Raw genomic sequence first — 21,960 nt, forward strand, 5'->3', positions numbered from 1 at the left:
CCCCGCACTCCGTGAGGGCGTCGGTCAGACGAGCGCCTTGACGATGGCGTTCTTGTGGATCTCGGTGGTCCCGGTGACGATCCGGAACATCCGCAGGGTTCGGAAGATCTGCTCGACCTCGTGACCTCGGGTCAGACCGGCCTTGCCGTGGATCTGGACGGCCTGGTCCGCCACGCGGAAGCACGCCTCGGAGGTGAACAGCTTGCACATGTTGGCCTCCACCGCGATGTTCGCACCGCTGTCGGCGCGGCCGGCGGTGGCCATGACCATGGAGCGGGCCGCGTAGATGTCGGTGGCCATCTCGGCGAGCTTGTGCTGGATGGCCTGGAGCGCCAGCAGCGGCCGGCCGAACGCGATCCGGTCCTTGGAGTGGGCCACGGAGAGGTCCCAGGCGCGCCGGGCGGCGCCGATCAGCGAGGGACAGTGCAGCAGCCGGTTGAGGGTGACGCGGCCGATGCCGATGCGCAGGCCCTCGCCGATCGCGCCGAGCAGGTTGGCCGCCGGGACGCGGCAGTCCTCCAGGAGCAGGTCTCCCTCCATCTGCTGGCCGGACATCGGGACCTCGCCGTCGAGGACTCGGCAGCCGGGGGTGTCGAGGTCGACCAGGAAGACGCTGTAGGCCTCGTCCGTGCCGGCCATCCGGGCGACGACGATCGCGAAGTCGGCAAAGGGCGCGGCGGAGCTGAAGACCTTGTGCCCGTTGAGGACGTAGCCGTCGCCGTCGGGGGTGGCGGTGGTGGTCATGCGCCGGACGTCGGAGCCGGCGTCCTGCTCGGTGAGGGAGAAGCAGCAGGCGCGTTCGCCGCGGATCACCGGCAGGAGGTAGCGCTCCAGCTGGCACTCGGTGGCGTACTTGACGATGGCGCCCACCCGCAGCGGCCCGCCCATGTCGCCGAGGACGGAATGCGAGAGGGCGGCCCCCGAGGCGGTCAGCTCCTCCTTCAGGGCGCACAGTTCGGTGAGGGTCAGGCCCTGTCCGCCGAGTTCCGGCGGCAGGCTGATGCCGTAGAAGCCGAGTTCGGTGCTGCGCTTCCAGACGCGTTCGAGGGTGGCGCGGTCGAGCTTGCTCTCGGGGGTGATGCCGTGCTCGCGTTCGTAGGGGATCAGCTCGTCCGCGAGGTAGCCGCGCAGCCGGACGACCAGGTCCTGGAGGCGGGGGTTGTCGTCGTAGGAGGGGGTGAGGGTGTAGGGCACGGGGCGGTTCCTGTTCCTGGTGGTGTTGTTGCTGCTGCGGCAGGCGGGTCAGTGGACGCGGCGCTCGGCGTTCGCCCAGTACGGCTCGCGGATCGCGCGGCGGTCGATCTTGCCGTTGGGGTTGTGGGGCAGGGCGGTGACGAAGTCGACGGAGCGGGGCTTCTTCATGCGGGCGAGGCGCTCGGAGCAGAACTCGGCGAGCTGCGCCTCGGTGAGCTCGGCCCCGTTCCGAAGGACGACCACGGCCTTGACGGCCTCGCCCCACTGCTCGTCGGGAACGCCGACGACGGCGGCCTCGTAGACGTCCGGGTGCTGGTGGAGGACGGATTCCACCTCGACGGCGTAGATGTTGAACCCACCGGAGATGATCATGTCCTTCCTGCGGTCGACGATGAAGACGTAGCCGTCGGAGCGGCGGCGGGCGAGGTCTCCGGTGAGGAACCAGCCGTCGCGGAAGGACTCGGCGGTCAGCGCGGGCTCGTTGTGGTAGCCGGGAACGACGTCGGGGCCGCGGACGGTGATCTCGCCGATCGCGCCGTCGGGCACCTGGGCGCCGGTGTCGTCGACGATCCGGACGTCGGCCTCGGCGACCGGGCGCCCGCAGGACAGGAGCAGTTCCTCGTCCTCGCCGCCGATCGCCCGCCGGTGGTCCTCAGTGGAGAGGAACAGGACGCCGGAGGTGGTCTCCCCGCACCCGTACCCCTGGGAGAGCACGGGCCCGAACAGGTCCCAGGCGGCGCGGATGCGGGCCGGGGACATGGGCGCGGCGCCGTAGACCAGCCGGCGCAGGCTGGAGAGGTCGTAGTCGCGGGCGTTCGGGAGCGCGAGCACGGTGTTGACCATGGTGGGTACGACGAAGGCGTGGGTGGCGCGCTCCCGCTGGACGGTGGCGAGGAACTCCTCGGCGTCCCAGCGCGGCAGCACGATCGCGCAGCCGCCGGCGAAGAAGACGCCCATCAGGGGCATGCCGGAGGCGTGGGTCACGGGGCCGGCGAGGATCTGGCGCTCTCCCGGGCCGACCCGGGTGTCCGCGTTCATCACCGACTTGCGCATCAGGGCCAGCCGGTTGCCGTAGGTCTGGACCGCGGCCTTGAGCCGGCCCGTGGAGCCGGAGGTGAAGTGGAGGACGGCGGTGTCCCCCTCGTCGCACTCGACGTCGACCGCGTCGGGGGCGGTGTCGGCCAGCGTCCGCGCGTAGCCCGGGCCCAGCTCCCCGGGGCCGTCGTAGCAGAGCACCGTCTCCACGCTCGTCCCGGGGACCGCCGCGCGGGCCGATTCCAGATGGCCGGCGTCGGCGAGCAGGACGCGGGCCCCGGACTCGCGGAGCAGGTGCGCCACCTCGCCGTCGCCCAGGCGGGCGTTGACGGGTGCGCGGGCCAGTCCGGCCTTGTACAGCGCCACCTCGGTGACGACCAGTTCGGCGCGGTTGGCCGAGAGCGTCGCGACGCGGTCGCCCTTGTCCAGCCCCATCCCGCGCAGCGCGGTCGCCAGACGGTCGCTCTGGTCGTCGAGTTCCGCGTAGGTCAGCCGGACCGAGCCGCAGACCACGGCCTCGGCGTCCGGGTGATGGCCGGCCGTCCGGCGTACGTACCGCCCGAGATTCATGGGCACCTCCACAAGGATTCCGAACTCTTTGTTCGGAAAGTAGTTTGGTGTCCGGCAACCTAAGGGCAGCGTTAGGGTCAGGTCAACGGTCCGGAGTAGAAGGAAGACAACGTGGACACGAAGCCCGCAGGAGACCGCCGCGTCCGCCGCACGCGCGCCGCGCTGCGCCGCGCCCTGGTCGAACTCACCCTGGAGAAGGGGTTCCAGGCGATCACGGTCGAGGACATCACCGAGCGGGCGGACGTCGGCCGCGCCACCTTCTACGCGCACTGCCGCGACAAGGAGGACCTGCTCGTCGGCATCGTCCGCGACCTCGCCGAGGATCGCGAGCGCCTCCTGCCGGCGGTGCGGCAGGCGCACGCCCAGGGGTTCACCGGGCTGCCGGTGAAGTACATCTTCGAGCACGCCGAGCAGGAGCGCCCGGTCTACCAGGTGATCCTGCGGGGGGAGGGCGACGGGCGGGCGCTGCGGGAGTTCACCGAGCTCATCCGCAAGCGCGCCGAGGCCGCGTTCCGCGACCGGGCCGCGCAGCTCGGGGCGACGCCGCGGATCCCGCTCGACCTCGTCGCGCGGGCGTGGACCGGCGAACTCGTCGGCCTGCTGTCCTGGTGGGTGGAGGGCGGCACCGGCTACAGCGCCGCCGAGATCACCGCCCACCTGCGCGACCTGTCCGTCTACGGGCGGGTGTGGGCCACCGGACTGGCCCCCTCGGACGCCCCGGGGGCCCTGGACCTGATGCCATAGGCCTCGTCCGCGCACCGGCGGGCCCGCCTCCGCCTCCGCGCCCCGGGGCGACTCTGGTCGATTTACCGAACACGATGTACGGTAACGACCCTTGGAAGGCACGCCTGAGAGAGCGGAGCTACCGCATGACTGCCATGCCGCCCCTGTCCGACCTGGCCTGGGCCCGCGGATTCACGGATCCGACCTGGGCCCGCCGCCACACGACCTCGGGGCGGGAGACCGTTCCGAGCCGCGCCGTCTGGCGGGGCCGCGGCGGCCCCCGGGACCTTCCCACCGCACCGCCCGGGGCCCTCGACGGCCTCGCCTTCACCGGACCGGGAGGCCGTACGCTCGGACTCGGGCAACTGCTCGCCGACGCCGAGACCGACGCCCTGCTCGTCCTGCACCGGGGCAGGATCGTCCACGAGCAGTACCTGCACGGCTACGAACCCCACGTGCCGCACTTCAACGCCTCGGCCGCGAAGTCCTACCTCGGTCTGCTCGCGGCCGTCCTCATCCACCAAGGGCGGCTCGACCGCGGCACCGAGGTGGTGAAGTACGTCCCCGAACTCGCGGGCACCGCCTTCGGCGAGGCCACCGTCGACCACCTCCTGCACATGGGCACCCGGGTGAGCTACGCCGGCCGCCGCTACGACAAGGCACTGGAGGCCCAGCGCTACTTCGCCGTCCTGGCACCCCAGTTGCGGCCCTACGGCTACAGCGGTCCCGCCAGTATCCGCGAGCACCTCGCGACGGCCCGGGCGACCGGTGCGCCCGGCGCCGAGTTCCGCTACGAGAACGGCAACGTCGAGGCGCTCGCCGAAGTCCTGCGCCGCGTCACCGGCACCACCACCTCGGCGCACCTGTCCGACACGATCTGGACCCGGATCGGCGCGGAGGAGGACGCCTACTACATCGTCGACGCCGAGGGAACCGAGGCGGCCTGCGGCGGGTTCAGCGCCACCGCGCGCGACGTGGCCAGGCTCGGCGAGATGATCCGCTGCGGCGGCGCCGTCGGCGACCGGCAGGTCATCCCCGAGGCCGTCGCCTCGACCATCGTCTCGGGCGTCCCGGACGGCTATCCCCGGAGCGTCCGCTTCCCCGCCGCGCCCGCCGACGCGCCGGCCACCCTCTCGTACCACGACCTGTGGTGGATCCCCAACGACCCGTACGGCTCGTTCATGGCGAGTGGCATCCACGGCCAGCGGCTCTTCATCTGCCCCGCGCTGGACCTGGTCGTCGTCCACTACGCCTCCCAGATCGTCTCCCCGGCCGTCCCCCAGGTCCCCCTCGTCCAGGCCTTCCTGGCGATCGGGAGCCATCTGAACAGCTAGCAGGAGCTTCGGGGCGGCTCCGGGCCGGGGGCACGAGGCGGCGGGCGGCGGTGGTGTGGCGGTGCCGGCCGGTCCCCGGAGCGGCCTTCAAGGTGGGTCCGGGCCCAGGGTGGTCTTCGGCTCGCGCCGGCCGGGCTCGGCCCGCCGGTCGACGGGGAACGGGTGGCCGACGGCGGCCGGTCAGCCGGTGGGCGTGATCCTCTCGGCCGGCGGGCCGAGGGATCCGGCCCTCATCGGGGGGCGCCGACCAGGCCGGATTCGTAGGCGAGGATCACCAGGTGCACGCGGTCGCGGGCGGCGAGCTTGGTGAGGAGGCGGGTCATGTAGGTCTTGACGGTGGCGGTGCTGAGGACGAGTTCGCCGGCGATCTCGGTGTTGGACAGGCCCCGGCCGACGAGGGTGAGGATCTCGCGTTCGCGGTCGGTGATGCCGGTGAGACGGCGGTCGGCCGGGGGCGCGGTGGCGGGGCGGGCGGCGAACTCGGCGATCAGACGGCGGGTGACGCTCGGGGCGATCAGGGCGTCGCCGGCGGCGACCACGCGGATCGCGCCGAGGATGTCGTCCAGGGCCATGTCCTTGACGAGGAAGCCGGAGGCCCCGGCGCGCAGGGCCGCGTGCACGTTCTCGTCCTCGTCGAAGGTGGTCAGCACGACGACCCGGGCCGCGTCCGGTCCGGCCGTCACCCGGCGGGTGGCCTCGATGCCGTCGAGCACGGGCATCCGCAGGTCCATCACCACCACGTCGGGCCGCAGCTCCTCGGCGAGCCGGACGGCCTCGGCGCCGGTGGCGGCCTCGCCGACCACCTCCAGGTCGGGCGCCTCGGTGATGACCATCTCCAGCGCGGCGCGGACGAGCGGCTGGTCGTCGGCGAGGACGACGCGGACGGTGGAGGTCATCGTGCGGCCCCCTCGGTGACGGTCCCTGCGGTGACGGTGTTCTCCACGACCGGCAGCCGGGCGGCGACCCGGAAGCCGCCGCCGGGGCGCGGCGCGGCGTCGAACCCGCCGTGCAGCAGGGCGACCCGCTCGCGCAGGCCCGCCAGGCCGTAGCCGGCGCCGGGGTCGGTGCCGTGGCCACGGCCGCGGTCGGTGACCTCGATGGAGAGTTCCGCCGGACGCCGGTGGTCGACGGTGACCCGGCAGGACGGGGCGGCGGCGTGGCGGACCACGTTGGCCACCGACTCCTGGACGATCCGGAACGCCGCCAGGTCGATCTCCGGTGGCAGCGGCCGCCGTTCGCCCTGCCACCGGACGTCGACCCGCACGCCCGCCGCCGTGGTGGCGGCGGCCAGCGCGTCGAGGTCGGCCAGGCCCGGTGGACGCAGGGCGGCGGTCACGGGCTCGGCGTCGTCGTCGGCCCGGCGCAGCGCGCCGAGCATCCGGCGCAGGCCCGCCAGGGTCTCGCGGCCGGCGGTCTCGATCTCGCCGAGGGCCTCGCGCGCCCGGTCCGGCCGGGTGTCGATGACCCGGCGGGCCGCGCCCGCTTGGAGGGCGACGATGCCGATGCTGTGGGCCACGGTGTCGTGCATCTCGCGGGCGATCCGCAGGCGTTCGGCGGTGACCGCCTCGGCTGCCGCCCGGGTGCTCAACGCCTCGGCGTGCTCCCGGGACTGGTGCACCGAGCGGCCCACCAGCCAGGCGATGACGGCGACCAGCACGCCCGCGTCATTGGCGCCGATCCGGGTGCCGGTGAGCAGCAGGCCGCCGCCGAGGGCGGGGGAGAGGATCAGATGGAAGGTCAGCACGCCCAGCACCATGGCCAGTGCGGCACGCGAGGTCCGGCGCGGTTCGGCGGCCGTGACCAGGCAGAGGGCGGCGGCGACCGCGAGCAGCGCGGTCGGCGGCAGTTCGAGTTCCCAGCGCCAGGCCTTGGTCTGCGCCACGGTGGCGGCGAGCAGCAGGGCGACGGCCGTGCGCGGCCGGCGGCGCAGCAGAGCGGCGGCGAGGAACGCGACAGGAGTGGTGAAGGCGGCCATCACCCAGTCCTGCGGGGCGGGCGGGGCGAGTCCGCGGCGTACCGACGTCCGGTGGCCGGGGCCGGAGCCGAGCACCAGGGAGGGGTAGAGCAGCGAGACGCACCAGGCGAGCGCCGTCCAGGCGCCGGGCGGCACCCGCCGGAGCCGGGGTGGGAGGAGCGGCGGTGGCGGGGGCGTGGCGGACATGCGGTGATCGTAACGAGGCGGCGTCCGGCGCGGTATCGGACCACGGGTGTACGACCGGGGGTGACAGCGGGGCCGGGAGGGTGTCGGCCCGGGGCCGATGTGCCGCCCGGCCGTTCGGCCGCACCGTGGACGGCATGATCGAAGTGCACCGACTGACGAAGCGTTACGGCCGCACCACCGCCGTCGACGACCTCACCTTCACCGTCCACCCGGGTCAGGTCACCGGGTTCCTGGGGCCGAACGGTGCCGGAAAGAGCACCGCGCTGCGGATGATCCTGGGCCTCAGCGAGCCCACCGGCGGGACCGCGACCGTCGGCGGCCGCCCGTTCCGGGAGCGGCCGCGCGGTCTGCGGCACGTCGGCGCGCTGCTGGACGCGGGCGACGTGCACGGCGGGCGCAGCGGCCGCGCCCATCTGCGGGCGCTGGCCCGGGGCAACGCCGTGCCGTGCGCCCGGGTGGACGCGGTGCTGGAGGCGGTCGGGCTCGCCGGGGCGGCCGGGCGGCGGATCGGCGGGTACTCGCTCGGGATGAAGCAGCGGCTCGGGATCGCGGCGGCGCTGCTCGGCGATCCGCCGGTGCTGCTGTTCGACGAGCCGCTGAACGGACTGGACCCGGAGGGGGTGCGCTGGGTGCGCGGTCTGTTCCGGAATCTGGCGGCGGAGGGGCGGACGGTGTTCGTCTCCAGTCACCTGATGAGCGAGATGGAGCACACGGCGGACCGGTTGGTGGTCATCGGACGCGGTCGGTTGATCGCCGCCGAGAGTGTGGCCGAGTTCGCCGCCCGTGGCACGGGGCCGGCCGGCTCCCGGCCGGGGGTGACCGTCCGCGCGGCCGAACCCGAGGTGCTGGCGGGTGTCCTGAGGGCGGCGGGCGGCACGGTGTCGCGCGCGGAGGGGGCCGGCGCGCTCGCCGTGACCGGCCTGGACGCCGCGCGGATCGGCGTGCTCGCCCTCGACCACCGGATCCCGCTGATCGAACTGACCGCCCGCACCGTCTCCTTGGAGGAGGCGTTCATGGCGCTCACCGCCGACCGCGTCGACCACCCCGCCGGAGGAGCACGATGAGCACCGCCCCGACCCGCGCCGCCACCGACCCCCGGCCGCGCCTGCGCGACCTCCTCGCCGCCGAGTGGATCAGGTTCTGGTCCCTGCGCTCGATGCCCTGGGTGCTGGGCCTCGGCATGCTCGTCCTGGTCGCCGTCAACCTCAACGCCGCGCACTACACCTACACGCACACCGAGCCCGGTGGCCCGCCGCCCGGCTCCGGAGCCGTCGCCGTGGCGGTGAGCGTCTCGTTCACCGGGCTGGCCGCCGACCTCCTGATGCTGCTCGCGGGAGGCGTCGGCGCCGCGGTGATCGTCGGCGAGTACACGACCGGGATGATCCGCACCACCTTCGCCGCCGTCCCGGACCGCCGGGCGGTGCTGCTGGCCAAGGCCGGGGTGCTGGCGGCGGTCATGCTCGGCCTCGGCGTGTGCGCTTCGGGTGTCTCCTTCGGACTCGCCCAGACCCTGCTCGGCCGACGGCACGCCGGGGTGTCGCTCGCCGATCCCGGGGTGCTGCAGGCTGTTGCCGGGGCTGCCGCCCTCGCCCCGGTCTGCGCGCTGATCGGTTTCGGGCTGGGAACGCTGGTGCGGCACGCCGCCGCGAGCGTGGTCACCACCGTGCTGGTGCTGTTCCTGCTGCCCGCCTCGTTCAACGAGGACCACCGCTGGTCGGCGGTGGTCGCGCACGCCATGCCGTTCATCGCCTGGCGGCGGCTGGCCACGCCCGACCCGACGCATGTCCTGCCGCCGCCGTACCAGGCCACCGTGCTCGGATCGTGGCTCGCCTTCGCGGGCTGGGCGGTGGGCGCGGTCCTGGTCGCGACGGCCGCCGCGCACCGCCGGGACGTCTGAGGCCGGCGGACGGGCCGCGCGGACCCGTGCACTCCCGGGGCAGCGGCCGTGCGCCCGCGGGCGGACCGGGGCGCGCGGCCCGTCCTAGCCTCCGTACGGCCGACGCCGGACCGCCGCAACCCCCACGGCCGCCGGGTCGGGCCGCGCCCCCGACCCTCTCCCGCAACGGACCGGTATGAGCACAGAGACCACCACCCCCGCCCGGCGCCCGGCGGACGACTCCGCGTGGGCCCCGCTCGCCGGCCGGGTCTTCCGCGCCCTGTGGATCGCCCAACTCGTCTCCAACGTCGGAAGCTGGATGCAGACCGTCGGCGCCCAGTGGCTGCTGGTCGGCCACGACGCCGCGCTGCTGGCGCTGGTGCAGACGGCCGCGAGTCTGCCGGTGGTCCTGCTGGCGCTGCCCTCCGGGGTGCTGGCCGACCGCCGTGACCGCCGTTCGGTGCTGGTCGCCTCGCAGCTCGTGATGCTCGTCGTCGCCGCCGTCCTCGCGGTGCTGGCCTTCGCCGGCGCGCTGACCCCCGGTCCGCTGCTCGGCCTCACCTTCCTGCTCGGCTGCGGCACCGCCGTGATGGGCCCGGCCTGGCAGGCCGTCCAACCGGAGCTGGTGGAGCGCCGGCAGCTCGGGCAGGCGGCGGCGCTCGGCGCCGTCAACATGAACCTCGCGCGGGCGGTCGGCCCGGCGATCGGCGGCGCGGTGGTCGCGGCGGCCGGCGCGGGCTGGGTGTTCGCCTTCAACGCCGCCTCCTACCTCGGCGTCCTGGTCGTGCTGCTGCGCTGGCACCGGGGCGCGCCGCAGGACGGGCCGGCCGGCGGGGGCGAAGGACTGCTCGCGGCCGTGCACGCGGGCCGCCGCTACGTCCGGCACGCGCCGGGCGTGCGGCGGGTGCTGCTGCGCACCGCGCTGTTCGTGCCCGGCGCGGGCGCGCTGTGGGCGCTGCTGCCGCTGGTCGCGCGCCGGTCGCTGGGCCTCGGCCCCGGCGGCTACGGACTGCTGCTCGGCGCGGTCGGCGTCGGCGCGGTGGGCGGGGCGTTCGCGCTGCCGGCGATGCGCCGCCGGCTCGGGGCCAACGGCACCCTGGTGGCGGGGACCGTCGCGCTCGCCGGGGTGCTGGCCGTGCTGGCGACGGTCCGGCTGCCCTGGCTCGTCGGCCTCGCCCTGCTGCCCGCCGGCGTGGCCTGGATCGGGGTGCTGTCCACCCTCAACGCGGCCGTCCAGACCCGGCTCCCCGGCTGGGTGCGGGCCCGCGGCCTGGCCGTCCAGCTGCTGGTCTTCCAGGGCGGCCAGGCCCTGGCGGCCCCGCTGTGGGGCGTGCTGGCCGAGCGTCACGGCCCGGGCGCCGCGCTGCTGACCGCCGGCGCGGTGCTGCTGCTCGGGGCGCTCGGCGCCCGCCGGCTGCCGCTGTACGACGGCGACCGGGTCGACCCGACGCCGTCCGGCCACTGGCCGCGTCCGCCGCTGGTGGTCGAACCGGGCGCCGCGGACGGACCGGTGCTGGTCACCGTCGCGTACCGGGTGGAGCCGGAGCACCGGGCCGCGTTCACCGCGCGGATGCGCCGGGTCGCCGCCTCGCGCCGCCGCACCGGCGCCCTCAGCTGGGGCCTCTACCAGGACGGCGGCGAACCCGAGCGGTTCGTCGAGACCTACCTGGTCTCCTCCTGGGCCGAGCACCTGGCCCAGCACGGCGGCCGGCTCACCGCCACCGACCGCCGGGACGAGGAGCAGGCCCGGGCCCTGCTGCGCCCCGGGACCGCGCCGGAGGTCACGCACGCCTTCGACGTCTCGGCGGGGCCGCTGCCGCCGGCGGCGGGGCACTGAGACCGCGCCGCCGTCCGCGCCCGCCCGTCGGACGTCACCCGCCCGCCGCGCCCGGCCCGCGCCGCGGCAGCCGCAGCCGGCGCAGCGCGCCGACGGTGACGACCGCCCAGACCGCCGCCGCCACCCAGAGCAGCGCCCGGCCGAGCGGGTCGAGCCAGTGCACGCGGGCGGCGGTGGCCGTCGACAGCGAGGCCACCGCCGTCATGCCCAGCGGGAAGACCGTCGACCAGCGGCGCAGGTCGTAGCGCGGCCGAGGCCGCAGCACCTCGGCGACGGCCAGCACCGCGTACCCGGCCAGCGCGAGGCCGAGCAGCACCAGCGTCACCACCCGCAGCGCGGTGTGCGCCCCGCCGCTCCACACGCCGCAGGCGAGCAGCTTGGACGCGGCCAGCGCGGAGATCGCCAGCGCCCCGGCGGACACCCACTGGTCGCCGGCCCCCGCCGTCACCTGGCGCAGGTCGAAGCGGCGCAGCGCGTCCCCGTACAGCACCAGGCCCAGCACGAACACCGGCAGCGCCGCCCGGGCGAGCCAGTCGGCGGTGTGCGGGGCGAGGGTGGCGGCGAGCACGGCCAGGCCCTGGGTGGCGACGCAGATCAGGAAGGCCGCGCCCGGCAGCCTCCGGCCGAGGTGGCGCAGCACGGAGGCCAGCAGCACCGGCCAGACGAGGGCCGCGACCGCGAGCAGCGCCTCCGCCGCGACCGTCCGGCCCAGTTGGTCGAGGCGCACCCCGAGCACCGTGGTGGCGGCCACCGCGGTGAGCGCGGGCGGGGTCCGCGCCCGCGCCGTCCAGTCGCGCCGGTCGCCGACCAGCAGGGCGAGGAAGGCCGCGGCCAGCAGCAGCCAGAGCAGCCCGGCGATCCAGAGGCCGGCGGCCGACAGGGCGTCGAAGCCGGTGAGGTGCAGGCCGACCGAGATGATGCCGGTCGCCATCACGGCCGCGCCGGTCGCCGGGGGCACCGCGTCCCACCGCGGGCGGCTCCGTACGTTCATGGCTCCATGGCAGCGCCCGGACGCCGGCCCGGCCACCGGGCGGCGCCGGACCAGGGCGCGGCCCGGGGCCCGGTCACCCGGGGGGACGCCTCCCGGGTGCGGCGGCGCGCCCGCGCGGTTTCGATGGGCACACGGTCCGGCCCGGAGACGGAGGGTGCCACGTGCGGGAGGAGCCGACGAGCGAGCCGGGAGCCGCGTTCCTCAAGGCGGGCCGGTTCTTCCGCCCCGGGACGCCCGCGCCCGACCTGCACAGCGTCCGCCTCACCGGCGGCCGCGCCGCCGACGCCTTCTACCGGGACCGCTGGAGCCACGACAAGGTCGTGTACTCCACCCACGGCGTCAACTGCACCGGCTCCTGCCGCTGGAAGGTCTTCGTCAAGGACGGCGTCATCACCTGGGAGACCCAGGCCACCGACTACCCGTCCGTCGGCCCCGACCGCCCTGAGTACGAGCCGCGCGGCTGCCCGCGCGGCGCCGCCTTCTCCTGGTACACCTACTCGCCCACCCGGGTGCGCTACCCGTACGTGCGCGGCGTGCTGCTGGAGCAGTACCGGGAGGCGCGGGCCCGGCTGGGGGACTCGGTGGCGGCCTGGGCGGACATCCAGGACGACCCCGAGCGCCGCCGCGCCTACCAGCGGGCCCGCGGCAAGGGCGGCCTGGTGCGGGCGAGTTGGGACGAGGCGGTGGAGATCGTCGCCGCCGCGCAGGTGCACACGGTGAAGCGCCACGGCCCGGACCGGATCGCCGGCTTCTCGCCGATCCCGGCGATGTCGATCGTCTCGCACGCGGCCGGCGCCCGCTACCACTCGCTCATCGGCGCCACCATGCTCTCCTTCTACGACTGGTACGCCGACCTGCCGGTGGCCTCCCCGCAGGTGTTCGGCGACCAGACCGACGTGCCCGAGTCGGGGGACTGGTGGGACGCCGCCTACCTGGTGATGTGGGGCTCCAACGTGCCCGTCACCCGCACCCCGGACGCGCACTGGATGGCCGAGGCCCGCTACCGGGGCCAGAAGGTGGTGGCGGTCTCCCCGGACTACGCGGACAACACCAAGTTCGCCGACGAGTGGCTGCACCCCCACCCGGGCACCGACGGCGCCCTCGCCCTCGCCCTGGGCCACGTCATCCTGCGGGAGTTCTTCGTCGACCGCACCACGCCGTTCTTCGACGACTACGTCCGCCGCTTCACCGACCTGCCGTTCCTGGTCACCCTGACCGAACGGGACGGCGCCTTCACCCCCGCCAAGTTCCTGCGCGCGAGCGACCTCGGCGACACCGGCGAGGGCGCGGCCTGGAAGCTCGCCGTCCTGGACGAGGCGACCGGGCGCCCCGCCGTGCCCAACGGCTCGCTGGGCTTCCGCTGGACCGCCTCCGGCGAGGGCCGCTGGAACCTCGACCTGGAGGGCCTGCGCCCGCGCCTGACCCTGCACGGGCAGGACGGCACCACCCCCGCCGAGGTGCTGCTGCCGCGCTTCGACACCGACGGCGGCGAGCACGGCCAGGGCCGCGGCGACACCGTGCGCCGGGGCGTGCCCGCGCTGCGCCTGGACGGCGGCACGCTGGTCACCACCGTCTACGACCTGCTGCTCGCCCAGTACGGCGTCGGCCGCCCGGGGCTGCCCGGCCGCTGGCCCGCCTCCTACCAGGACCCGGACACCCCCGGCACCCCCGCCTGGCAGGAGCGGCACACCTCGGTGCCCGCCGCCCAGGCCGTCCGGGTGGCACGGGAGTTCGCGCGCACCGCCGAGGAGTCCCGGGGCCGCTGCATGATCCTGATGGGCGCCGGCACCAACCACTGGTTCCACTCCGAGACCATCTACCGCACCTTCCTGGCGCTGCTCGCCCTGACCGGCTGCCAGGGCCGCAACGGCGGCGGCTGGGCGCACTACGTCGGCCAGGAGAAGTGCCGGCCGCTCACCGGCTGGGCGACCCTGGCCGGTGCCACCGACTGGTCCCGCCCGCCCCGGCAGGCCATCGGCACCGGCTGGTTCTTCCTGCACACCGACCAGTGGCGCTACGACACCTACCCCGCCGACGTGCTCGCCTCCCCGCTCGGCACCGGCCGCTTCCGGGGCCTGGCCACCGTCGACCTGCTGGCCCGCTCCGCCCGCCTCGGCTGGATGCCCTCCTACCCGACCTTCGACCGCAACCCGCTCGACCTCGCCGACGAGGCCCGCGCCGCCGGCCGCGACGCCGGGGAGCACGTCGTCGCCGAACTGCGCGCCGGGCGGCTGAAGTTCGCCTGCGAGGACCCGGACGACCCGGCCAACTGGCCCCGGGTGCTCACCCTGTGGCGGGCCAACCTGCTCGGCTCCTCCGCCAAGGGTGCCGAGTACTTCACCAAGCACCTGCTGGGCACCCACTCCTCGCTGCGCGCCCGGGAGGCCGGCGAGGAACTGCGCCCGCGCGACGTCCGCCGGCGCGCCGAGGCCCCCGAGGGCAAGCTCGACCTGTTGCTCTCACTGGACTTCCGGATGACCTCCTCCACCCTGCTCTCCGACGTCGTGCTGCCCGCCGCCACCTGGTACGAGAAGCACGACCTGTCCTCCACCGACATGCACCCCTACGTGCACTCCTTCGCCCCCGCCGTCGACCCGCCCTGGCAGGCCCGCACCGACTTCGATGCCTTCCACGCCATCGCCGCGCGGTTCGGCGAACTCGCCCGCGAGCACCTGGGGACGCGCCACGACCTGGTCGCCACCGCGCTGCAGCACGACACCCCCGGGGAGACCGCCCAGCCCGGCGGCACCGACCTGGACTGGCGGGACGGCGCCTGCGAGCCCGTCCCCGGCGTCACCCTGCCGAACCTCGCCGTCGTCGAACGCGACTACACCGCGGTGGCGGCGAAGATGGCCTCGCTCGGCCCGCTCGTCGAGCAACTCGGCCTGCCCGCCAAGGGCGTGGTGCTGCACCCGGGGGAGGAGGTCGAGCAGCTCAAGGCCCGCAACGGCGTGGTCCGCGGCGGCCCGGCCGACGGCCGCCCGGCCCTGGACACCGCCGTCAAGGCCTGTGACACGGTGCTCGCGCTCTCCGGCACCACCAACGGCCGGCTCGCCACCCAGGGCTTCCGCACCCTGGAGCGGCGCACCGGAAGGGAGCTGGCGCACCTGGCGGCCGAGCAGGAGGGCCGCCGGATCTCCTACGCCGACACCCAGGCCGCCCCCGCCCCCGTCATCACCTCGCCCGAGTGGTCCGGCAGCGAAGCCGGCGGCCGCCGCTACAGCCCGTTCACCCTCAACACCGAGCACCTCAAACCCTGGCACACGCTCAGCGGACGCCAGCACTTCTTCGTCGACCACGACTGGATGCACGAACTCGGCGAGGCCCTGCCGGTCTACCGGCCGCCGCTGGACATCCGCCGGCTGTTCGGCGAGCCCGCCCTCGGCCCGGACGGGCAACGGGAAGTGACGGTCCGTTACCTCACCCCGCACAACAAGTGGTCGATCCACTCGGAGTACCAGGACAACCTGTTCATGCTCGCGCTCTCCCGCGGCGGACAGGTGATCTGGATGTCGGTCGAGGACGCCGCCGCCATCGGCGTCGCCGACAACGACTGGATCGAGGCCGTCAACCGCAACGGCGTCGTCGTCGCCCGCGCCGTCGTCTCGCACCGCATGCCGCCCGGCACCGTCTACATGCACCACGCGCAGGAGCGCACCGTCAACGTGCCCCGCGCCGAGACCGGCGGCCGGCGCGGCGGCATCCACAACTCGCTGACCCGGGTGCTGCTCAAACCCACCCATCTGATCGGCGGCTACGCCCAGCTCTCCTGGGCGTTCAACTACCTCGGCCCGACCGGCAACCAGCGTGACGAGGTCACCGTGATCCGGCGCCGCTCCCAGGAGGTGGAGTACTGATGAGGGTGATGGCCCAGCTCGCCATGGTGATGAACCTCGACAAGTGCATCGGCTGCCACACCTGTTCGGTCACCTGCAAGCAGACCTGGACCAACCGCCGCGGCACCGAGTACGTCTGGTTCAACAACGTCGAGACCCGCCCCGGCCTCGGCTACCCGCGCCGCTACGAGGACCAGGAGACGTGGCGCGGCGGCTGGCGGCTCGACCGGCGCGGACGGCTCAAGCTGCGCCAGGGCGGACGGCTCCGCAAGCTCGCCTCGATCTTCGCCAACCCCGTGATGCCCACCCTCCAGGACTACTACGAGCCCTGGACGTACGACTACCGCGCGCTCACCGACGCCCCGCTCGGCGAGGACTACCCCGTCGCCCGCCCGCACTCGCTGATCACCGGCCGCCCGATGGCCGTCGAGTGGTCGCCCAACTGGGACGACGACCTCGGCGGCGCCCCCGAGCACGCGGGCGCCGACCCCAACGTCGAGCGGATGCGCCGGGAGGTCGGCGAGCGGATCCGCTTCCAGTACGAGCAGAGCTTCATGTTCTACCTGCCGCGGATCTGCGAGCACTGCCTCAACCCGGCCTGCGCCGCCGCCTGCCCCTCGGGCGCGATCTACAAACGGGTCGAGGACGGCATCGTCCTCGTCGACCAGGACGGCTGCCGGGGCTGGCGCCAGTGCGTCACCGGCTGCCCGTACAAGAAGATCTACTTCAACCACCGCACCGGCAAGGCCGAGAAGTGCACCTTCTGCTACCCGCGCACCGAGGTCGGCCTGCCCACCGTCTGCTCCGAGACCTGCGTCGGGCGGCTGCGCTACCTCGGGGTGCTGCTCTACGACGCCGACCTGGTCACCGCCGCCGCCTCCGTCGAGGACGAACACGACCTCTACGAAGCCCAGCTGGGCGTCTTCCTGGACCCGGAGGACCCCGAGGTGCGGCGCGCCGCCGAACGGGACGGCGTCGCGCACGACTGGATCGAGGCCGCCCGCCGCTCGCCCGTGCGCGCGCTGGTCAGCACCTACCGGGTCGCCCTGCCACTCCACCCGGAGTACCGCACGCTGCCGATGGTCTGGTACATCCCGCCGCTCTCCCCGGTCGTCGAGGAGGTCGCCGCCGCCGGCCACGACGGCGAGGACGCCGGGAACCTCTTCGGCGCGATCGACGCCCTGCGCATCCCCGTCGAGTACCTCGCCGGACTCTTCACCGCCGGCGACCCCGGACCGGTGCGCGCCGCCCTCGACCGGCTCGCCGCGATGCGCGCCCACATGCGCGCCGTCAACCTCGGCCGCGCGCCCGACCACGCCGCCGCCGAGGCCGTCGGACTCGACGCCACCTCCGTCGAGGACCTCTTCCGGCTGCTCGCCGTCGCCAAGTACGACGACCGCTACGTCATCCCGACCGCCGCCCGCGCCGACGCCGAACGGCTGGAGGAGTCCGCACTGCCCGCCGGCTGCGGCCTCGACCACACCGACGGCGCACCCGGCGGCGCCGACGGACCGTTCGGCGCCGGATCCGGACGGCGCTCGCTGCCGCTGGTCACCGTCGAGAGCTTCCACGGGCTGCGCCGGCGCCAGAGCGCCGACCACCCGGAGCCGCCCGAGGACACCGCCGCCGCGCGCGAGGAGCCCCCGCGGTGACGGCCGACCCGCGCGCGCTCCTCCGGCGGGCCGCCGCCGAGTGCCTCTGCTACCCGGACACCCCGCTCCCGCCGGCCGGCGCGCTCCGGTCGGTCCGCCACGCCGCCGCCGCGCCGCTGCGCGCCTTCCTCGGCTGGGCCGCCGACCGCCCCGCCGGCGAACTGGCCCGCCACTACGTCGAGGTCTTCGACTTCACCCAGCGGCACAGCCTGCACCTCAGCTGGTGGACCGACGGCGACACCCGCCGGCGCGGCGAGGCCCTGCTGCGCTTCAAGGCCGCCTACCGGGCGCACGGCCTGGAGTTCGCCGGCGAGGACCTGCCCGACTTCCTGCCCGCCGTCCTGGAGTTCACCGCCGCCACCGGCGACGAGACGCTGCTGCGCGGGCACCGGCCCGCGCTGGAACTGCTGCGGCTCGCCCTCACCGAGCACGGCACGCCGTACGCCGATGTGCTCACCGCCGTCTGCGCCACCCTGCCCGGACCGTCCCCCCGGGACCGGGCCGCCGCGCTGGCGCTCGCCCGGGGCGGGCCGCCGCGCGAACAGGTCGGCCTGGACACCCCGCCGTACGGGCACCTCGGCCTGCTGCCCGTCCTGCCCACCCGATGACCGGAGATCCGCCGATGGACACCTTCCTCTGGGGCGCGCTGCCGTACATCGCGGTCGCGCTGTTGGTCTCCGGCCTCGTCTGGCGCCATCGCTACGACAAGTTCGGCTGGACCACCCGCTCCTCCGAGATCTACGAGTCCCGCCTGCTGAACATCGCCTCCCCGGTGTTCCACTACGGCATCCTCTTCGTCCTGGTCGGCCATCTGATGGGCCTGTTCGTGCCCGCCTCCTGGACGGACGCGGTCGGCCTGGACGAGCACGCGTACCACCTGCTGTCGCTGCTCGCCGGCGGCGCGGCGGGCCTCTTGGCGGTCGGCGGCATCCTCGTGCTGCTCTACCGCAGGCGCCGCAACCCCGCCGTGCTGCGCGCCACCACCCGCAACGACAAGCTGATGTACGTCGTGCTGCTCGCGGCGATCACGCTCGGCCTGGTCGCCAAGCTGATGCACTCCTCGCTCGACTCCGGCTACGACTACCGCTCCACCATCGCCCCCTGGGCCCGGAGCCTGTTCACCCTGAGCCCGGACGTGGGCCGGATGGCGGACGTGCCGCTCGCGTTCAAGGTGCACGCGGTGGTCGGCCTGGTGCTCTTCGCGCTGCTGCCGTTCACCCGCCTGGTGCACATGTTCAGCGCCCCCGTGCAGTACCTGTTCCGCCCGTACATCGTCTACCGCGGCCGCGACCCCCGGCAGCCGGCCGGCAGCCCGGTGCGGCGCGGCTGGGAGCGGATCGACGACTGACAGTGATGATGTTCATGGTGACGCTGCGGGCGGGTCTGACCGGGGCCGATTGTCGGTGGCGTGCCAGGATCCGTTCCGACGCACCTTCGCAACGGAACGGAACGACCGTGAGCACCATCGCCATCGACGGGGCACCCGCCGAGCTGTCCTGGGAACGCTTCTGGCAGCTGATCGACCTGATCGGCGGTGAGCCCGCCGTCGCCGTCTGCGCCACCTTCGACGCCGGCTGCGAACGACTCACCGAGGCGCTCGCCGCCGGACCGGTGGACGGGATCACCGGCTTCGGCGAGCGCCTCGCCGAGGCCCTGTACCGGCTCGACCGCGAGGAGTACGGAACCCAGCTCGCCGCGGACCCGGACGACCCGAGCGACCGGCCCCTGCCGCTGAGCGACGACAGCTTCCTCTACGGCCGCGCCGCCGTGGTCGCCGCCGGCCGCGCCGCCTACGAGCGCGTCCTCGCGGACCCGGCGCTGTTCGCCCGCCACTCCTTCCGCAGCGGCGAGCCCCTGCTCCACGCCCCCGAGGAGGCCTACGAGACCGCGACGGGGGAGGAGTGGGACCACCTCACCCGCTTCGACTACGAGTCCTGCTCGAACCGCGAGGGCTGGCCGAACCTCCGGGCGTAGGAGGTCCGGCCGGCCCGTCGGGGGGACGCGCCTCAGCGGGTGCCGAAGTCGGCGTTCCAGGAGGCCGCGCCGACCTGGGAGAGACCGACCTCGCTGTAGTCGCCGACCATGATCGCGAGGTGCAGGGAGGACGCGACCCAGCCGTCGAAGGCGGCATCGATGCTGGTGGGGCCGTAGAAGGCTATTTCGCCCCAGGCCCGCGCGTTGTACCCGAGACCGCGGGCGATGGCGCCCGAGTCGCAGAAGTGGCCGGAGACGTGGCGCTGGTCCATCTGGGCGGCGTTGCACTGGGCGGCCTGGGAGAGCGTCGGGTTGAGCCGCACCGGCGCCTTGCCGTACCGGGCGCGCAGCTCGTTGAGGCGCTGGAGGAAGCGCTGCTCGGCCGGGGAGGACGGCGGCGGGGTGGTGGTGCCGGACGGCACCAGGTCGAACCGCTGGGACATGCTGCCGTCGCAGGTCTCGACGGTGACCTCGCGGTCCTGGCCGTGGTAGGTCAGGCAACGGTCGCCCCGGGCGTTGTGCAGATACGTTCCGCCCTCGGCGGCGTCCTCCAGGGTCCACTGCTGGTTGTCGCCCGCCCACCAGTGGATGAACTGCGTCGTCCGGCCGTCGTTGAGGTCCATCTCGATCACGCGCTCGGTGCCGTTGACGGAGCGGACGAAGTCGACCCGGCCGTTCGGCTTGTTGGAGATCCAGAACTGGGTCGAGCCGTCCCGGTAGCCGCGCGCGACGATCCGCGAGCCCTCCCCGTCCGCGGTGGCCAGCGCGTGGTGGTTCTGGTGGTCCTGGATCGTGATCGTCTGCTCGACCACGGCCGTCGTCGTGACGCTCGCCGGTGCGGCGGCCGTGGTCGCGGCGCCCGCGGGTGCGGCGAGCACGGCCAGGCCGCTCACGGACAGCGTGCACGCGGCGAGAGCCAGCCTCGCCCGTCGGGCGCCGACGCCGGTGGCCCGGATGGAGGTGTCTGACACGGGGTTCCCCTTCGGTTCGATGGCCCGCGTCCGGTCGGGGCCACGGGCCCGAGCAGGACACCAGCGGCGCGTCTACAACCGGTCAGCGATCCGTAGACGCCGCGGGCGGGCGAAGCCCCCGGGGGCTCGGGACGCGGCCCGGGCCGACGGAAACCCGCTGGTGACGGCAGATCCGGGGCCCGTAGACTCCGGTGCTCGTGACCCACATCAGCACCCCGCCCGACGCCCGCTCCGCCGCGCTCCGACCGGACGCCGAACTGATCGGCGCCGCCGTCGCCGCCGCCGGGCGCGGCACCGTCGACCGCGAGACGGTCGCCGAAGTGGTCGCGCTCTGCGCCGTCGCCGGGGAACACCTGCTGGTCGTCGGCCCGCCCGGCACCGCGAAGTCGCAGGCCGTGCGCCGGGTGGCCGGGCAGCTCGGCGGCCGCTACTTCGAGTACCTGCTCGGCCGGTTCACCGAACCCAACGAGCTGTTCGGCCCCGTCGACCTGCGCGGCCTGCGCGAGGGCCGGGTCGAGTTCGAGACGGCGGGCATGCTGCCCGAGGCCGAGATCGCCTTCCTCGACGAGGTCTTCCTCGGCTCCACCGCCGTCCTCAACACCCTGCTCGGCCTGCTCAACGAGCGGGTCTTCCGGCGCGGCGGCACCGTCCTCGCCAGTCCGCTGCGGGTCTGCGTCGGCGCGGCCAACCACCTTCCGGAGGACCCGGCGCTCGCCGCCTTCGCCGACCGCTTCCTCGCCCGGGTCTTCGTCGAGCCGGTCGCCGACGCCCGTCTCGAGGAGCTGCTGGAAGCCGGACGACGGCCCGCCGCGCCCGCTCCGGCCGCCGGCGCGGACGTGCTCGGCGCGCTCGACCGGCTCACCGCCGCCGCCCGCGCCTGCGACCTCGACGCCGTCACCCCGCTGCTCGCCACCGCGCTGCGCCGACTGCGCGCCGCCGGCGTGCCCGTCGGCGACCGGCGGGCCGTCCGCTCGCAGCGGCTGGTCGCGGCCGCCGCCGTCCTGGACGGACGGGACGTCGCCGGCGCCCGTGACCTGTGGGTCCTGCCGCTGATCGCCCCCACCGCCGACACCCAGGGGCTGGCCCGCGACACCCTCGCCGACCTCATCGGGAAGGCCGCCAACGAATCCCTCGCGCACGCCGCCGAGGAGCTCTCCCGCAGCACCGCCGCGCGCGCCGAACGCCTCGCCCGCACCGGCGCCGCCCTGCTCGCCGAGCACCGCGACCTCCCCGAGGGGCGCGACTCCCGGCTCCGCCTGGAGGCCGCGCTGCGCGAGATCGACGCCGGATTCGCCCCGGCCGACCTGCCCGCCGCGCTCGCCGGCATACGGGCCGAGCTCGTCGCGGCGGTCGCGCCCTCGTGACGGCCGCCCCCGTTCCGCTCGCGCCGCCCGCCGTGGCCCTGCGCTGGGAGCGCCGCGAGCCGCCGCTGCCCGCCGCCGCCGTGCTCGCCGTCGGCGCCGCCGTCCCCGCCCTGGCCACCGCCACCCGGGAGCGGCTCACCGACGGCGCCCGGCTCGGCGTCCTCGCCGACGACACCACGCTGCTCGTCCTCGGGGCGGAGGCCGACCTCCCGTGGGCGGACGGCGCCCGCTACCTCGGCCACGACGGCGAGCTGCTCGTCCCCACCACCGCCCGCCCCCGGCCCGCGCCCGCCCTGTGGCGCACCGCGCTGGGCGCCGAACCCGGCGACCTCTGCGTGCTCGTCCCCGGCCACGCCCTCGTCGCCGCCCGGCCCGCCCCGGTCGGCGACCCGCAGGCGCTCACGCCCTACGTCCGGCGGGCCGAGCGGTGAGCGCCGCCCGG

Annotated in this window: 18 protein-coding genes; 12 read left to right on the plus strand and 6 right to left on the minus strand. The window is 74.9% G+C overall.

The window, feature by feature from the left end:
- Positions 1 to 24: 24 nt before the first annotated feature.
- Both ABZW10_RS03440 and ABZW10_RS03445 read right to left on the minus strand, forming a co-directional pair.
- Entirely contained in the window at positions 25 to 1,194 is a 1,170-nt protein-coding gene (locus ABZW10_RS03440) for an acyl-CoA dehydrogenase family protein (RefSeq protein WP_355359190.1), read from the minus strand.
- 48 nt (positions 1,195 to 1,242) lie between these two features.
- Complete coding sequence (locus ABZW10_RS03445; protein ID WP_355359193.1) at positions 1,243 to 2,799, minus strand: long-chain fatty acid--CoA ligase; 1,557 nt, start codon at positions 2,797 to 2,799, stop codon at positions 1,243 to 1,245.
- 111 nt (positions 2,800 to 2,910) lie between these two features.
- Here ABZW10_RS03445 and ABZW10_RS03450 point away from each other — a divergent pair, with 111 nt between their 5' ends.
- Both ABZW10_RS03450 and ABZW10_RS03455 read left to right on the plus strand, forming a co-directional pair.
- Positions 2,911 to 3,543, plus strand: coding sequence for a TetR/AcrR family transcriptional regulator (locus ABZW10_RS03450; protein ID WP_355359196.1), 633 nt, complete (start codon positions 2,911 to 2,913; stop codon positions 3,541 to 3,543).
- 125 nt (positions 3,544 to 3,668) lie between these two features.
- Complete coding sequence (locus ABZW10_RS03455; RefSeq protein WP_355359199.1) at positions 3,669 to 4,856, plus strand: serine hydrolase; 1,188 nt, start codon at positions 3,669 to 3,671, stop codon at positions 4,854 to 4,856.
- A 230-nt stretch (positions 4,857 to 5,086) separates the two neighbouring features.
- Here the strand turns inward: ABZW10_RS03455 and ABZW10_RS03460 are convergent, their stop codons facing one another.
- Both ABZW10_RS03460 and ABZW10_RS03465 read right to left on the minus strand, forming a co-directional pair.
- Positions 5,087 to 5,752 carry a response regulator transcription factor gene (locus ABZW10_RS03460; RefSeq protein ID WP_355359202.1) on the minus strand — a complete coding sequence of 222 codons (666 nt, stop codon included), beginning with the start codon at positions 5,750 to 5,752 and terminating at the stop codon, positions 5,087 to 5,089.
- Complete coding sequence (locus tag ABZW10_RS03465) at positions 5,749 to 7,017, minus strand: sensor histidine kinase (protein WP_355359205.1); 1,269 nt, start codon at positions 7,015 to 7,017, stop codon at positions 5,749 to 5,751. The genes ABZW10_RS03460 and ABZW10_RS03465 overlap by 4 nt, the downstream gene beginning before the upstream one ends.
- A gap of 134 nt (positions 7,018 to 7,151) precedes the next feature.
- Here ABZW10_RS03465 and ABZW10_RS03470 point away from each other — a divergent pair, with 134 nt between their 5' ends.
- The 3 genes from ABZW10_RS03470 to ABZW10_RS03480 all read left to right on the plus strand — a co-directional run bounded on the left by ABZW10_RS03470 (position 7,152) and on the right by ABZW10_RS03480 (position 10,730).
- Positions 7,152 to 8,081 (plus strand): ATP-binding cassette domain-containing protein, encoded by a 930-nt coding sequence (locus ABZW10_RS03470; RefSeq protein WP_355359208.1) that lies wholly within the window; start codon positions 7,152 to 7,154, stop codon positions 8,079 to 8,081.
- Positions 8,078 to 8,914: an ABC transporter permease gene (locus ABZW10_RS03475; protein ID WP_355359211.1), complete on the plus strand. Its 837-nt coding sequence runs from the start codon at positions 8,078 to 8,080 to the stop codon at positions 8,912 to 8,914. The genes ABZW10_RS03470 and ABZW10_RS03475 overlap by 4 nt, the downstream gene beginning before the upstream one ends.
- Before the next feature lie 175 nt (positions 8,915 to 9,089).
- Entirely contained in the window at positions 9,090 to 10,730 is a 1,641-nt protein-coding gene (locus ABZW10_RS03480) for an MFS transporter (RefSeq protein ID WP_355359214.1), read from the plus strand.
- Between the two features lie 34 nt (positions 10,731 to 10,764).
- Here the strand turns inward: ABZW10_RS03480 and ABZW10_RS03485 are convergent, their stop codons facing one another.
- Complete coding sequence (locus tag ABZW10_RS03485; RefSeq protein ID WP_355359217.1) at positions 10,765 to 11,721, minus strand: tellurite resistance/C4-dicarboxylate transporter family protein; 957 nt, start codon at positions 11,719 to 11,721, stop codon at positions 10,765 to 10,767.
- A gap of 161 nt (positions 11,722 to 11,882) precedes the next feature.
- Between ABZW10_RS03485 and ABZW10_RS03490 the strand changes: the two genes are divergently transcribed.
- The 5 genes from ABZW10_RS03490 to ABZW10_RS03510 all read left to right on the plus strand — a co-directional run bounded on the left by ABZW10_RS03490 (position 11,883) and on the right by ABZW10_RS03510 (position 19,183).
- The gene (locus ABZW10_RS03490; protein ID WP_355359220.1) at positions 11,883 to 15,578 is read left to right on the plus strand and encodes a nitrate reductase subunit alpha; all 3,696 of its coding nucleotides are present in this window, start codon (positions 11,883 to 11,885) and stop codon (positions 15,576 to 15,578) included.
- A complete protein-coding gene (gene narH / locus ABZW10_RS03495) occupies positions 15,578 to 17,209 on the plus strand; it encodes a nitrate reductase subunit beta (RefSeq protein WP_355359223.1) in 1,632 nt (543 codons plus the stop codon). Before ABZW10_RS03490 ends, narH begins: the two co-directional genes overlap by 1 nt.
- A complete protein-coding gene (gene narJ / locus ABZW10_RS03500) occupies positions 17,206 to 17,817 on the plus strand; it encodes a nitrate reductase molybdenum cofactor assembly chaperone (RefSeq protein ID WP_355359226.1) in 612 nt (203 codons plus the stop codon). Before narH ends, narJ begins: the two co-directional genes overlap by 4 nt.
- 14 nt (positions 17,818 to 17,831) lie before the next feature.
- Positions 17,832 to 18,557, plus strand: a complete 726-nt coding sequence (narI, locus tag ABZW10_RS03505) for a respiratory nitrate reductase subunit gamma (RefSeq protein ID WP_355359229.1) — start codon at positions 17,832 to 17,834, stop codon at positions 18,555 to 18,557.
- Between the two features lie 107 nt (positions 18,558 to 18,664).
- Complete coding sequence (locus ABZW10_RS03510) at positions 18,665 to 19,183, plus strand: DUF4240 domain-containing protein (protein WP_355359232.1); 519 nt, start codon at positions 18,665 to 18,667, stop codon at positions 19,181 to 19,183.
- Positions 19,184 to 19,215: 32 nt separating this feature from the next.
- Here ABZW10_RS03510 and ABZW10_RS03515 read toward each other — a convergent pair whose 3' ends face one another.
- Positions 19,216 to 20,154: a CAP domain-containing protein gene (locus tag ABZW10_RS03515; RefSeq protein ID WP_355359235.1), complete on the minus strand. Its 939-nt coding sequence runs from the start codon at positions 20,152 to 20,154 to the stop codon at positions 19,216 to 19,218.
- A 197-nt stretch (positions 20,155 to 20,351) separates the two neighbouring features.
- On the opposite strand from ABZW10_RS03515, the gene ABZW10_RS03520 reads away from it, so the two are divergent.
- Positions 20,352 to 21,518: an AAA family ATPase gene (locus tag ABZW10_RS03520; protein WP_355359238.1), complete on the plus strand. Its 1,167-nt coding sequence runs from the start codon at positions 20,352 to 20,354 to the stop codon at positions 21,516 to 21,518.
- Positions 21,515 to 21,949, plus strand: a complete 435-nt coding sequence (locus ABZW10_RS03525) for a hypothetical protein (protein WP_355359241.1) — start codon at positions 21,515 to 21,517, stop codon at positions 21,947 to 21,949. Before ABZW10_RS03520 ends, ABZW10_RS03525 begins: the two co-directional genes overlap by 4 nt.
- Positions 21,950 to 21,960: the final 11 nt, after the last annotated feature.

Source organism: Kitasatospora sp. NPDC004723 (assembly GCF_040609255.1).
Classification (GTDB): Bacteria; Actinomycetota; Actinomycetes; order Streptomycetales; family Streptomycetaceae; genus Kitasatospora.